Annotated in this window: 11 protein-coding genes; 4 read left to right on the plus strand and 7 right to left on the minus strand. The window is 72.7% G+C overall.

Features of this window, described 5'->3' with window-relative positions:
* Positions 1 to 88: 88 nt before the first annotated feature.
* Positions 89 to 1,360, plus strand: a complete 1,272-nt coding sequence (locus tag ABZ318_RS14965) for a YncE family protein (protein ID WP_356902871.1) — start codon at positions 89 to 91, stop codon at positions 1,358 to 1,360.
* Positions 1,361 to 1,716: 356 nt separating this feature from the next.
* Here the strand turns inward: ABZ318_RS14965 and ABZ318_RS14970 are convergent, their stop codons facing one another.
* The 3 genes from ABZ318_RS14970 to ABZ318_RS14980 all read right to left on the minus strand — a co-directional run bounded on the left by ABZ318_RS14970 (position 1,717) and on the right by ABZ318_RS14980 (position 5,006).
* Positions 1,717 to 3,786 carry a discoidin domain-containing protein gene (locus tag ABZ318_RS14970; RefSeq protein WP_356902872.1) on the minus strand — a complete coding sequence of 690 codons (2,070 nt, stop codon included), beginning with the start codon at positions 3,784 to 3,786 and terminating at the stop codon, positions 1,717 to 1,719.
* A gap of 123 nt (positions 3,787 to 3,909) precedes the next feature.
* Positions 3,910 to 4,500: a TetR/AcrR family transcriptional regulator gene (locus ABZ318_RS14975; protein ID WP_356902873.1), complete on the minus strand. Its 591-nt coding sequence runs from the start codon at positions 4,498 to 4,500 to the stop codon at positions 3,910 to 3,912.
* Positions 4,437 to 5,006 carry an LLM class flavin-dependent oxidoreductase gene (locus tag ABZ318_RS14980; RefSeq protein ID WP_356902874.1) on the minus strand — a complete coding sequence of 190 codons (570 nt, stop codon included), beginning with the start codon at positions 5,004 to 5,006 and terminating at the stop codon, positions 4,437 to 4,439. The genes ABZ318_RS14975 and ABZ318_RS14980 overlap by 64 nt, the downstream gene beginning before the upstream one ends.
* Positions 5,007 to 5,008: 2 nt before the next feature.
* On the opposite strand from ABZ318_RS14980, the gene ABZ318_RS14985 reads away from it, so the two are divergent.
* Positions 5,009 to 6,445 carry a hypothetical protein gene (locus ABZ318_RS14985; protein ID WP_356902875.1) on the plus strand — a complete coding sequence of 479 codons (1,437 nt, stop codon included), beginning with the start codon at positions 5,009 to 5,011 and terminating at the stop codon, positions 6,443 to 6,445.
* 65 nt (positions 6,446 to 6,510) lie between these two features.
* Here ABZ318_RS14985 and ABZ318_RS14990 read toward each other — a convergent pair whose 3' ends face one another.
* Both ABZ318_RS14990 and ABZ318_RS14995 read right to left on the minus strand, forming a co-directional pair.
* Positions 6,511 to 7,191, minus strand: a complete 681-nt coding sequence (locus ABZ318_RS14990; RefSeq protein WP_356902876.1) for a GntR family transcriptional regulator — start codon at positions 7,189 to 7,191, stop codon at positions 6,511 to 6,513.
* 66 nt (positions 7,192 to 7,257) lie between these two features.
* Positions 7,258 to 8,466, minus strand: a complete 1,209-nt coding sequence (locus tag ABZ318_RS14995) for a CoA transferase (RefSeq protein ID WP_356902877.1) — start codon at positions 8,464 to 8,466, stop codon at positions 7,258 to 7,260.
* A gap of 240 nt (positions 8,467 to 8,706) precedes the next feature.
* On the opposite strand from ABZ318_RS14995, the gene ABZ318_RS15000 reads away from it, so the two are divergent.
* Positions 8,707 to 9,888, plus strand: a complete 1,182-nt coding sequence (locus tag ABZ318_RS15000; RefSeq protein ID WP_356902878.1) for an acyl-CoA dehydrogenase family protein — start codon at positions 8,707 to 8,709, stop codon at positions 9,886 to 9,888.
* A gap of 25 nt (positions 9,889 to 9,913) precedes the next feature.
* Here ABZ318_RS15000 and ABZ318_RS15005 read toward each other — a convergent pair whose 3' ends face one another.
* Positions 9,914 to 10,417, minus strand: coding sequence for an FBP domain-containing protein (locus ABZ318_RS15005; RefSeq protein ID WP_356902879.1), 504 nt, complete (start codon positions 10,415 to 10,417; stop codon positions 9,914 to 9,916).
* Positions 10,418 to 10,517: 100 nt separating this feature from the next.
* The gene (locus tag ABZ318_RS15010; protein ID WP_356902880.1) at positions 10,518 to 11,987 is read right to left on the minus strand and encodes a PLP-dependent aminotransferase family protein; all 1,470 of its coding nucleotides are present in this window, start codon (positions 11,985 to 11,987) and stop codon (positions 10,518 to 10,520) included.
* Positions 11,988 to 12,076: 89 nt separating this feature from the next.
* Here ABZ318_RS15010 and ABZ318_RS15015 point away from each other — a divergent pair, with 89 nt between their 5' ends.
* Entirely contained in the window at positions 12,077 to 12,205 is a 129-nt protein-coding gene (locus ABZ318_RS15015; RefSeq protein WP_356902881.1) for a hypothetical protein, read from the plus strand.
* The last annotated feature ends 213 nt before the right edge of the window (positions 12,206 to 12,418 follow it).

Here is a 12,418-nt window from a genome sequence, read left to right on the forward strand (position 1 = left end):
GAAACGGGGTGCGACAGGGGCTTGTGAGCATGGCACGACCGTGGTTACCTCCGGTAAGTCGTCGTCGCGCCACGGAAGAAGGACCCCCATGCCCTCTCCCCGCACGTCCGGGACCCGCCGCTTCCTCGGAGCCCTCGCGGCCTCCCTCACCCTCGTCGCCGCGTCCGCGGGCGCCGGATCCGCATCCGTCCCGGGACCGGCCGCCGCCCCCGCCGGGCTCCAGGAGGTGATGTTCGTCGGCAACAACTGGGACGGCACCGCCGACGTCATCGCCTCCCACGGCGACTTCCACCGCGTCGGCCGCGTGAACGTGATCCCCGACAAGGAGGAACGCCTCCGCGAGATCTACCTGAACCCCGTCAAGCTCGCCTTCTTCCTCGGCGTCCGCAGCGGACCGGGCGAGGGGCACGACCAGTTCGTCGACGACATGTACGCGACCCCCGACGGCTCCGCCATGGTCGTCTCCCGTCCCAGCTTCGCCGACGTCGTCTCCCTAGACCTGCGCACCGGACGGATCAACTGGCGCTTCCCCGTGGCCGGATACCGCGCCGACCACATGGCCGTCTCACCCGACGGCACCCGCGTCGCGGTCTCCGCCTCCACCGCGAACACCGTGCACGTCCTGGACATCGGGACAGGGCGCCAACTCGGCTCCTTCAAGACCGGCGACAAGCCCCACGAGAACGTCTTCACCTCCGACGGCCTCCTCTGGAACATGTCCATCGGCGAGGTCACCACCGCGCTCGACGCCCCCTGGCTCGACTGGAGCAAGGGCGACCGGAAGATTACCGTCGTCGACGCCGACACCTTCGAGACCGTCCGCGTCATCGACATGCGCGCCCGCCTGGACGCCTTCGGGCGCGGCGACCTCTCCGACGCCGTCCGCCCGCTCGTCTTCACGCCGGACGAGAAGAAGATCTACTTCCAGGTCTCCTTCTTCAACGGCTTCCTCGAGTACGACGTCGACTCCGACCGCATCACCCGCCTCAAGAACCTCCCCGGCAACCCGGCCACCGACCCCGACCGCACCACCTGGGTCAACGACTCGCGCCACCACGGCCTCTCGATCAGCCCGGACGGCGGCAAGCTCTGCGTCGCCGGGACGATGGACGACTACGCCACCGTGGTCGACCGCGACACCCTCCGGGAAGGGCCGCTCGTCCCGGCCTCCAAGCCCTACTGGGCGACCGTGAGCGGCGACGGCCGGTCCTGCGTCGTCTCCGAGAGCGGCGCCGACCGGGTCACCGCCATCGACTTCGCCACCGGGCAGCGGGTGGCGAGCGTGGAGGTCGGCGACCACCCCCAGCGCGTACGCCTCGCCCGCGTCCCCGCCGACTGGACCGGCCCCACCGCCGGCTGAGCGCCCGCCGAAACCCCCACCCCGCGAAGGGCGTCGTGAAGAGAACACTCCGGGGGGCCGCGCTCGCCGCGGCCCCCCTGGCTGCCGGAACACCGGCGGCACCCGCTTTTGCGACCGAACCCGCCCCGGTGGGGCCCGCCCTCGCCGACAGCCGGCAGCCCCCGTTCCGTACCCGGAGCCGCTGCGTCGTCGACGCGGACGACACCGACTTCACCTGCTGGTCGCCCGTCGCCTTCACCGGCGCCTGGGTCGGGGGGAGCCCCCGACGCCCTGCTCTGCCGCGCTCCGCAGGGGGCCCGGGCAGGCGAGAGGGGGCCTGCCGGATCCGATCCGGCAGGCCCCCTCCTCACGTACGCTCAGGACCTGTTGACGGCCACCTCGTAGAGCGAGTAGCCCCAGTCCGTGGCCCGCTTCAACCCGTGGACCCGCACGTAACGGGCCGGTTGCGAGGCGAACTCCGCCGTGTCGTAGCCGCCGTCACCCGCGTCCGTGGACCACGCGTTCCGCCAGGTCGTGCCGTCGTCCGACAGTTCGATCCGGTACGCGCGCGCGTAGGCCCGCTCCCAGTCGAGCGTGACCCGCCCGACCCGGCGCACCGAGCCCAGGTCCACCTGGAGCCACTGGTCGTCCGACCACTCGCTGGCCCAGCGGGTCCCCGTGTCGCCGTCGACCGTGAGCCCCGGCGAGAAGTTCACGAAGGGGTTCCACCACTGGGTGGTGCTGGCCGACACCGGCTGTCCGGCCGCGAGGTTCACGCCCGGCTCGTGGTCCTCGGTCCGCTTCCAGGTGGTCAGGTACGACTCCGCTCCCCGCGACAGCTCGTCCACGACGCCCTGGCCGCCGGGGGTGAGCCGGATCTGCTCGATCCAGTCCGGCACGAGACCGTTGTGCGCGGCACCGTCGGTGTTGAGGTCCCAGGTGCGCTCACCGGTGACCTGACGGTCCAGGACCGAGCCGCCGTCGAAGCTGCGGAAGGGGTACTTCACCGCGTTCGGCGCGCCCGCCCCGACCGGGCCCGGCCAGCCGCCGACCCCGTTCATGTCCGTGCCGTAGCCGAACCCGACCCCGTACTTCTTCCGCAGCTCCGCCTTCTGCGACGCCTCGCCGACGAAGCCCTCGGCGCCGTGCATGTACGAGGCGGCGAAACCGCCGAGACGGTAGAGCCGCTCGGTCCAGTCCAGGTCCATCCAGCTGTGGCTGGACAGGACACCGGGGTACTCCTCGGCCTCCAGGATGTCCAGGGCGCGCCCGGCGGCCTTGACGCTCATGTGGTCGAGCTCCAGCATCATGCCGCGCTGCATCATGCCCTTCAGGGCGTACTCCCCGAGCCGGGTGAGCCCGCGGGTGTTGCACCTGGCGTCCGAGGCGTACGAGGGGACGCTCACCCCGGCCGGCAGCTTCTCGGCCATCGCGGCCGGCGCGGCGGCGAGACCGATCGGGTTGTCGTGCTGGGGACCCGCGCACTTCTCGGTGGCCCAGAAGGTGCCCGTGGACAGGAACTGGCCGATGTTGACCGCCACCCCCGTCGTCCCGCTGTCGAAGCGGACGCCGCAGAGCGCGTTGTCGAACTTGTGACAGAGGAACATGCTGCGCACGCCGAGCGCGTACAGCTCGTCGAGCCCCTTGTCGATGTCCGCCTGGCCGCACTGGGCGACGTCGAGGATCTGCTTGCAGCCGAAGGGCTCCGAGGTCTCCACGCCGAGGACGACGGCGAGCTTGCCCTGCTCGATCACCGAGCGGGCCTGATCGGCGCTGGTGACGATCCGGAACCAGCCCTTGCCGGGGCCGCCGTACATCCCGTCGATGTAGTCCTGCAGTTCGTACGTCCTGCGGGCCTCCAGGCGGATCGCGGTCATCTCGTCGCAGGTGCGGTCCCGGGGCAGGAGCGAGCAGATCAGCCCGTTGGTCACCAGGTCGTTGACGAGGACCCGCTGCCCGCCGCGCCAGGCGCGCTCGACCCAGGCGTAGTAGTTCTGCTGGTGGCTCAGCGAGTCGTGGGCGGGCCAGTCCTTGAACGTGGGCCAGCCGACCGGGTCGTGCTTCCCGTTGTCACCGCCCGTGAGGTGCTCGAAGAGCGCCCCCGAGCCGTCCGGGTAGTGCTCGGGGCAGTCCTTGAGGGCGTCGGCGACACCCGCCTGCGAGAACGTCGCCCCGCAGATCATCCGGCCGCCGAAGCCCTCGTTGGACATCAGGTGGTTGTGCGCGTCGACGAACCCGCGCACCTTCCCCTGGGCGTCCGTTCCCTTGAACGGCTCACCGGTGACGTTGATCTGCGAGTCGGGCGCGGGCCGGGACGTGGCTTCCCACCACGTGCCGCCGGCGGCGGCGGGGACCGGAGCGGAGCCGAACAGCACCGCGGCGAGGGCGAGGAACAGCGCCAGGAGGGCGGATCTCCCGCCGGCCTTGCGCGAGAAGGGTCGAGTCATGTTCTGCGATGCCTCCGGACGGTGGGGGTGTACCGGGCGCCCCGAGGATCGCGTTACCGAGGGTACGAGTCAAGAGTCCGGGTCAGATGACCTGATGAAGAGGCGCGGAAACCCGCACGCCGCTCAACCCGCGATCAAGGACACGAGTTGATCGGCGGTCAGCTCCAGTTGATCGGCGGCCGCGCGCGGGTCGCCGAGGACGAGGAACTGCAGGGTCAGCCCGTCGATCGCCGCCGCCAGATACCGCGCGAACACTTCCACGGGCACCCGCGGCTCCCGGCCCCGCGCCCCGACCTGCTCGATCAGCGCCGCCGCCGAGGCCACGTACTGCTCGTACTGGGCGCGTGCCAGATGCTCGAACCCGGGCTCCCGCAGGGCGTACTGGGTGAGGTCGTACGTCAGCATGTGCTCGCCCGGATGGGCCGTGACGTGGTCCCAGTACGTCTGCAGGGCACCCCGGACGGTCTCGCGCAGCGTCGCACCGGGCTCGACCGCCGACATCACGCGCGCCACGTAATTGCCGGTGATCGTCTCGATCGCGGCTTCGAGGAGCGCCTGCTTGGAGTCGAAGCAGTAGTGGAAGACGCTCAGCGAGACCCCCGCCTCGGCACAGATCGACCGGGTCGTCGTCTTGGCGACACCGTCCCTGGTCATCGCCCTGATCGCCGCCTCGACCAGCTGTCTGCGTCGTTCGGCCGACGGCATCCGCGCCATGGTTCCTCCTCGCGTCCGGCGCAAGGGTAACCGCAGCCCCGCGGGCCCACGATCACCGGCGGGCGCCGACCCGGGAACCGCCACGCCGCCGCGGGCTCCGCCCGCGGGGCGGCGAAAGCCGGGTGGCCGCGCAGAGAGGCCACGTCCGTGCCCGCCTCGCGGGGGAGGGACACCGTCACCTCGGCGTGGCGTGGCGTGGCGTGCCGCGACGCTCTCGGTCCCGGGGAGGCGCCGCCGAGGTACAGGGGCACGGGGGTCTCGACGGAGGGTGCCTTAGAGCGGACCTCCCGCACCCGCACCTGACGACCGTCCAGCGTGACGGCCGCGCCGTCGAGCAGCTCGCGGACCACGCCCATGAGCTCGCCCGTCCTGACGTACCGCTCGTCCTGCGGACGGTGCCGTCTCGCGTGTCGGAAAGCCGTCCGGCCTGCGCACACCCCCGGGCCGATGGCGCACGGTTGGCGATAATGAGGCCTCCTGTTCTCATGAGCCACCCGAAGAGTCACCTGTGATCGACAGCACCACTCCGCTCCAAGCCGCCGCTCCGGCCGAGATACGCGCCGAGCGACGACGGCTCGTCGAGTCGGTCGGCGCCCATCGCCGACTCCTGGCGGAACGCCGCCCGTTCGAGCTCGCGGACCGGCGGCGACTGAACCGCGAGGCCGGGGAACGAGCCCGCGCCCAGGCGCGACACGGCAAGGCCCTGCAGCGCGTCCACGAGAAGCAGGCCAGGAGCGAGCGGTCCCTCACCGGCCGTCTGAACGGCCTGGACGACAAGCGCGCCGGCCAGGAGCGCCGGGCGCTCGCGGTCCTGCGCCGCGAATCGATCGAACGGTCGCTGCACGGCACGCGCCTGACGGCGAGCGAGGTGAACGGCATCGGCAGCGGACTCGTCCGCGACCTCGCCGCGCAGGGAATCAGGACGGCCGCCGACTTCAACCGGGTCAGCTGGGGCAAGGCCCCCAACGGACGCGGCGGCGAGGTGCTCTACATCCACCGCACCCAGGGCCGCAAGGTCCACATCAACGGCATCGGAGAGCACCGTGGCAGGCCGTTGACGGAGTGGCGGCGGAGCGCCGTCGCCAGGGCGGAGGCCCGTGCGCCGAAGGAACTGCCCCCGGACGAGCGGCACCGCATCGAGGAGATCATCGAGAACGAGCGGGTACGCCTCCAGGCGGAACTCGCCGAGGCACCCAAGGCCGCCGGGACCGCCCGCGCCGAAGCCGAACAGCTCCACGCGGAGCGCCTGGCGGCGCTCACCGATGCCCAGCGCGAGGCGGGAGAAGAGGCCGCGCGGCGCAGGGCCGAGTTCGACGAGACGGCGGAGCGGCTGATCGCGCTCCGGGCCGAACTGGCCGCTCACGTCGACCTGTACGGCGATCTCGGGTTCCGCGACCGCCGGGCGCGCTCCCGCGCCCTACGCCCGGTCCCGGACGTGCCGCCGGCGATCCCGGCCCCTCGCTCCCCGGAGCCGAAGCCGGGTACGGGGTCGGATGCGGATGCGGATGTGAAGGTATGGGAGGGCGGCGAGGAGCGCGAAGGTGCGGAGACCTCCGAGTTCCCGTCGACGCCCGGCATCCGGGCGAGCCTCGGCTGGCTCGTGCCGGTCGTCTTCTTCGGCGTGACGGCGGTGCTCGGCGCGGGCGAGACGGACGGGACACCCCTGTGGTGCGCCGTCGCGACCCGCCTGGTGTCCCTTGCAGTGACCGTGGAGCTGCTGCGGCTGTGGATCCCGCGCAGGAACTGGCGGACCGCGGACGCCATGCCGGGCGGCACCGGGTTCCTCGCGGCGGGCGCGTTCCTGGGACTCGTGGCCGCCAGCATGTTCACGGACCCGCTGTACGCGGCCGACAGCGCCCCCTGGGCCCTGGCCGTCGTGGCCACGCTCCTCGTCGTCGCCGGAGCGGTCCGGCGCACGGGAGCCGGACCCGGCGCCTCCGGATGAGCCCTGAGGTCCCGAGGCCCTGAGGTCCCGAGGTCCTGAAGCCCTGAGGTCCCGAGGCCCTGAGGTCAGTCCCCTTCCGGGGCTCTCACGTCGAGGACCTTGCGCAGCGCGGCCACCGCGTGGGACCGGTGCTCGTCGAGCCAGCGGACGGCGGCCTCCTCGTCGCCGTGGCGGAGCGCGGAGATCACGGCCCGGTGCTCCCGTATGGCCTGCTTCCGGTGCGGCGACTCGGTGTAGTACAGCGAGCGGTACGCGTCGGTGGCGTCCCACAGGGTCGCGATGAGGCGGACGAGGCGCGGCATCCCGGACGCCTCGATCAGGGTGAAGTGGAAGAGCCGGTTCGCCGCCGCCATCGCGGCCACGTCCCCTTCCTCGGCGGCCCGCTCCACCTTCCGCTGGATCCGTTCGAGCGCGGCGACCGTGCCGTCCGGCATCCAGTGGACGGCCATCCGGACCGCCTCGGTCTCCAGGAGCTGCCGGATCCGGTAGATCTCCTCCAGGTCGTCCAGGGAGAGCTCCGCGACGAAGTAGCCCCGGTGGACGTGATGGACCACCAGGCCCTCCGCCTCCAGGGCCTTCAGGGCCTCCCGGAGGGGCACCCGGCTCACCTCGAACCGCGCCGCCAGGGCCTCCTGGCGGATCGGCCCGCCGGGCCTGAGCTCCCCGGTGGTGATGGCGCGCCGCAGTTCCTCCAGGACGAACTGCTGGGCGGTCTGCGGCCGCCGCTTCTGCACCGCGCTGCTCATCGCCTGTGACCCTCCGTTCCCTCACGTCGCCGCCGGTGGCCCCCGCCACCTGCGGCGACCATCTTCCTACGCGCCGCCGTCCGCCGCCGACGCCCTGTGGACAACTCGTCCCAGCTCCGACAGCACGTCGTCCGTGTGCTCGCCCAGGCGCGGGGGAGCGGTGCGGTAGGAGGGCGGGGTGGCGTCGAGCCGGATCGGGTGGGCGACCTGACCGGGGCCGGCCGCGGACTCGGGGACGCGCGGCGCGAGCCCGAGCCGGTCGGCGAAGTCGAAGGCGGCCGCCAGGTCGTTGATCGGCCCGCAGGGCACGCCGGCCGCGGTGAGCTCCTCGAACCAGGCGTCGGCGGTACGGGTGCCGAGCGGGCCGGCCAGGGCCTTGACCAGCTCCTCCCGGTGGGCGACCCGGACCGTGTTCGTCGCGAAACGGGGGTCCCCGGCGAGCTCCGGCAGGCCGAGCCGCTCGCACAGCGCCCCGAACTGCCGGTCGTTGCCCACGGCGAGGACCAGCGGCCGGTCCCCCGCCTCGAACACCTCGTACGGGGCGATGCTCGGGTGCCTGTTGCCCATCGCGCGCGGCACGACGCCGGCCCCGAGGTGGGCGGCGGCCTGGTTGGTGAGCGCCGAGAGGAGAGAGCCGAGCAGGGAGACCTCGACCCGCTGGCCCTCGCCGGTGCGGTCCCGGTGGCGCAGGGCGGCGAGCACGCCGAGGCCCGCGTGGAGGCCGGTGATGACGTCGACCAGGGCGACCCCCGCCTTCGTGCCCTGCCCGTCCGGTTCTCCCGTCACGCTCATGAGGCCGCCCATGGCCTGGACGAGCAGGTCGTAGCCCGGCAGCCGGGCGCCCTCGGCGGTGCCGAAGCCGGTCACCGAGCAGTAGACGAGACCCGGGTTGCCCGCGCGCAGCTCCTCGTACCCGAGGCCGAGCTTCTCCATCGTGCCGGGGCGGAAGTTCTCGACGAGGACGTCCGCGCGGTCCACGATCGCGCGCGCCGCGGCCAGGTCCTCGGGGTCCGTGAGGTCGAGCGACACGGAACGCTTGTTGCGGTTGACGCCGAGGAAGTACGTGGCCTCTCCCGCGGCGAACGGCGGGCCCCACGCGCGCGTGTCGTCCCCGGAGCCAGGCCGCTCGATCTTGATCACGTCCGCGCCCAGGTCGGCGAGGAGCATCGTCATGTACGGGCCGGCGAGCACCCGGCCGAAATCGGCGACGACGATTCCGGACAGGGCTCCGTCCGCCTGTGGCGTCCCTGGTGTGTCCGGCTGGTCTGCGCGCATGCAGTTTCCCTCGCTCCCGCTGGAGAAACCGGAGACTGGAGGTTGGATCCAGGCAACCGGAGGTTGGATCCATGCGACTGGAGCTTGGATCCAACAACTGGAGATCGGATCCAGGCGATTGGAGATTGGATCCAATCGGACCGTACGGCTCGGATGCTGGATTTTCAATACTGGATCCAATATCCGATCGGGGGCTACGCTTCGGCTCGCCGAGTTGCCACAGTCGCCAGGAGGCCGTCCGTGAAGTCGCCGTCCACCCCCGTCCACCCCTTCGACCTGCTCGCCGTCGACGGACTCCTGACCGACGAGGAGCGGGAGATCCGGAAGACCGTCCGCGCCGTGGCCGACCGCGAGCTGCGGCCGCACGTCGCCGGCTGGTTCGAGAAGGGCGAGATCCCCGCCCGTGAGCTCGCCCGCACCCTCGGCGGCATCGGCGTGCTCGGCATGCACCTGGAGGGCTACGGCTGCGCGGGCACCAACTCCGTCGCGTACGGCCTCGCCTGTCTGGAGCTGGAGGCCGTCGACTCCGGACTGCGCTCCCTCGTCTCCGTGCAGGGCTCCCTCGCCATGTACGCGATCTGGAAGTACGGCTCCGAGGAGCAGAAGCAGCGCTGGCTGCCGAAGATGGCGGCCGGCGAGTACATCGGCTGCTTCGGACTCACCGAGCCGGACGCCGGATCCGACCCCGGCGCCATGCGGACCAACGCCAAGCGGGACGGCTCCGACTGGGTGCTGAACGGCACCAAGATGTGGATCACCAACGGTTCGGTGGCCGACGTCGCCGTCGTCTGGGCGCGCACCGAGGACGGCGTCCGCGGCTTCCTCGTCCCGGCCGGCACCCCCGGCTTCAGCGCCCCCGAGATCAAGATGAAGCTCTCGCTGCGCGCGAGCGTCACCAGCGAACTCGTCTTCGAGGACGTGCGGCTGCCCGCCGACGCCGTGCTGCCGGAGGCCCGCGGCCTCTCCGGCCCACTCGGCTGCCTCAACGAGGCCCGCTTCGGCATCGTCTTCGGCGCGCTCGGCGCCGCCCGCGACTGCCTGGAGACGGCGATCTCCTACGCCAGGGACCGGGTGGTCTTCGCCCGCTCCCTCGCCTCCTACCAGTTGACGCAGCAGAAGCTCGCCGACATGTCGGTCGAGCTCGGCAAGGGCATGCTCCTCGCCCTCCACCTCGGCCGCCTCAAGGACGCGGGCGCGCTCACCCCCGAGCAGGTCAGCGTGGGCAAGCTGAACAACGTCCGCGAGGCGATCGCGATCGCCCGCGAGTGCCGCACGATCCTGGGCGCCAACGGCATCACCCTCGAATACCCGGTGCTGCGCCACGCCAACAACCTGGAGTCGGTGCTCACCTACGAGGGCACGAGCGAGGTCCACTCGCTGGTCATCGGCAAGGCGCTGACCGGCGAGCAGGCCTTCCGCTGAGCCACCGGGACACCGTCCCGGCTCCTCAGCCCGTCGTCACCCGGTCCAGGAACGCGTCCAGGTTGCCCGTCAGACGGGCGACCTGCTCGTCGAGGTCGAGGGACTCCTCGTGGCGCCGGTGGCGCAGCTTCGGCTGCCGCCGACCCCGGACGTAGAGGGAGCAGGCGAGGTCGGCGCAGAGGTAGATGCCGACGGTGTTCCCCTCGCGGCCGCGGCTGCCGGCCAGCGGCGCCACCAGGAGCGTGACGCCCGAGGACGCGTGCGCGGTCAGACAGACCTGGCACATGCTCGACTTCACGGCGCTGGTCCGGCCGACGGCGGGGACCCGCAGGGTCACGCCGAGCGGCCCGTCCTCGCGCGGCACGACCAGGTGCGCCCGCAGGGGCGCGCCCGGGTCGACCCAGCCGAGGAAGTCCAGGTCGTCCCAGGGGAGTTCGGCGAAGTCGAGGGGGAGCTTGAGTCGCGCCGCCTCGCCCTTGGTGCAGTTCACGAAGGACGAGCGGATCTGTTTCTCGGTCAGTGGTTCCACTCGGTGGACCGTACACGGACCGCCCGGAACGGGCATCCGAATATGCGGCCCGGTGCGGGGGTCCAGCGCGAGGGCCGCCGGTACGCGGTCCGCCCGGCCCTCAGGCCACCCAGTCCGGCAGCGCCGGATCGGCGAAGCGCCCCGGGGTCCCGTCCAGGGCCGCCGCGAGCCGCTCCGCCGCCGGTTCGTACACCTCCACGGGCAGCGTGAACGGGATCCGCAGCCGGTGCTCGTGCGTGCCCGGATCCACCCCGAACCGAGCCCCGCCCTCCACCCGCACCCCGTGCCGCAGGGCCCGGGACGCGAGGGAGGACGCGACCGGTCGGCCCAGGTCGATCCAGAGGCACATCCCGCCCGGCGGCACCGTCCACTGCCACTCCGGCACGTGGCGGGCCAGCGCGTCGGTCAGCGCGGCCCGGCGCAGCCGCAGCTCGTCGAGGCGCCGGGGCAGGATCACGTCGAGGCGGTCCATCAGGGCGACGGCCACCAGTTGGTCCAGCACGGAACCGGCCAGGTCGGCCGTGATCCGCACCCGGGCCAGCTCGGTCACGACACGGGACGCGGCCCGCACCCAGCCGACCCGCAGCCCGCCCCAGCAGCTCTTGCTCAGCGAGCCGACGGACACGATCTGCTCGCCGTCGCCGCTGCCGGCCGCCGCCGCGAACGGCGGCGGCGCGGGCACGTCCAGCGCCATGTCCCTCAGCGTCTCGTCGACCACCAGCCAGGTCCCGGTGGCACGCGCGGACCGCGCGAGCTCCCGGCGCTGCTCCGCCGGCATGAGCCGGCCGGTCGGGTTGTGGAAGTCCGGGATCAGATAGGCCAGACGCGGCGCGGTCTGCCGGAGCGCCGCGTCGACGAGCCCGGTGTCCCAGCCGGCCTCGGTCACCGGGACCGGCGTGACACGGAGCATGCGCCCCCGCATCGCGTCGAGGGCGTTGGCGTACGAGGGGTTCTCGGCGAGCACCCGGTCACCGGCCCGGCCGAGCAGCGCGAGCACCAGAGAGACGGCCTGCTGGGCGCCCGTGGTGACGAGGATCTGGTCCGGGAGGGTCGGCAGACCCCGGGCCGTGTAGCGCTCGGCGATCGCGGCGCGCAGCGCGGGCAGTCCGTACGGGTGGTAGCCCTGCGATCCGGCGTAGCGGGGCAGCTCGGCGGCGGCCTCCGCCAGCGCGGCGGACAGCTCGGCCTCCGGGGCGGGCGGCGCGGCGAGGGCGAGGTCGATGGTCGCGCCGGCGTCGTCCTGGAAGGTCCCGAGGACGGTGGGCGCCTGACCGTCCGGCAGTGCGGTCCACGTACCGGCGCCGCGCCGGCTGTGCGCGTAACCGCTCTCCCGCAGCAGGTCGTACGCCCCCGTCACGGTGGTCCGGCTCACCATGAGCACCGCGGCGAGCTCGCGCTCGGCCGGCAGCCGCAGGCGCAGCGCCACCCGGCCGTCGAGCAGCGCCTCCCGCACGGCCCGCGCGAGCTCCCGGTACCCGAACCGGCCCTCCGGGGGAGGGGTGAGGAGCGACGCGAGCTGGCGGCCCGTCAGGGTTCGGTCCGCAGTGTGGACCACACGTGCCACTGCCATGCCAATCACTCCTCATTGGCTCTGCTGCCCGGGCCAATAAGGTTACAGACTCCCTTTCAGTGGTCCAGTGGCCTGGAAGGAGACGACCGATGTCCGGATGCTTCACCGACCGAGACGAGCGGATGTGGCAGCAGCGCGCGGAGGAGCGGGTGGCCCGCCCGCTGCGGCTCGGAGCCTGGCTCCGCCGCCTGCGCACCCCCGCCTACGACCCCACCTGACCCCCGCCGGGCGGTGCCCCCGCCCATGTGGGCGCGCCCACGGGGCGCTGCCCCCCCCACCCCCCGTTGTGGGCAGTCGTTCCGCTGGGGCGGAACGGGTGGGCGCAACGGACGGCGCCCCTTGCCGGTGCCCGAGGCTCCCGCGCCCTGACCCGCACCGGGTTGTGCGCCGCCGCTGGGGTGCGGGTCAAGGCCCGGAACGCGGAGGCGCCG

The sequence above is a fragment of the Streptomyces sp. NPDC006197 genome, assembly GCF_040613865.1.
In the GTDB taxonomy this organism is placed as follows: domain Bacteria; phylum Actinomycetota; class Actinomycetes; order Streptomycetales; family Streptomycetaceae; genus Streptomyces.

Excerpts from the sequence above, each read along its gene's own strand:
- ABZ318_RS14965 (WP_356902871.1), top strand. The coding sequence starts at position 89 with ATGCCCTCTCCCCGCACGTCCGGGACCCGCCGCTTCCTCGGAGCCCTC.
- ABZ318_RS14970 (WP_356902872.1), bottom strand. The coding sequence starts at position 3,786 with ATGACTCGACCCTTCTCGCGCAAGGCCGGCGGGAGATCCGCCCTCCTG.
- ABZ318_RS14975 (WP_356902873.1), bottom strand. The coding sequence starts at position 4,500 with ATGGCGCGGATGCCGTCGGCCGAACGACGCAGACAGCTGGTCGAGGCG.
- ABZ318_RS14990 (WP_356902876.1), bottom strand. The coding sequence starts at position 7,191 with ATGAGCAGCGCGGTGCAGAAGCGGCGGCCGCAGACCGCCCAGCAGTTC.
- ABZ318_RS14995 (WP_356902877.1), bottom strand. The coding sequence starts at position 8,466 with ATGCGCGCAGACCAGCCGGACACACCAGGGACGCCACAGGCGGACGGA.
- ABZ318_RS15010 (WP_356902880.1), bottom strand. The coding sequence starts at position 11,987 with ATGGCAGTGGCACGTGTGGTCCACACTGCGGACCGAACCCTGACGGGC.
- ABZ318_RS15015 (WP_356902881.1), top strand. The coding sequence starts at position 12,077 with ATGTCCGGATGCTTCACCGACCGAGACGAGCGGATGTGGCAGCAGCGC.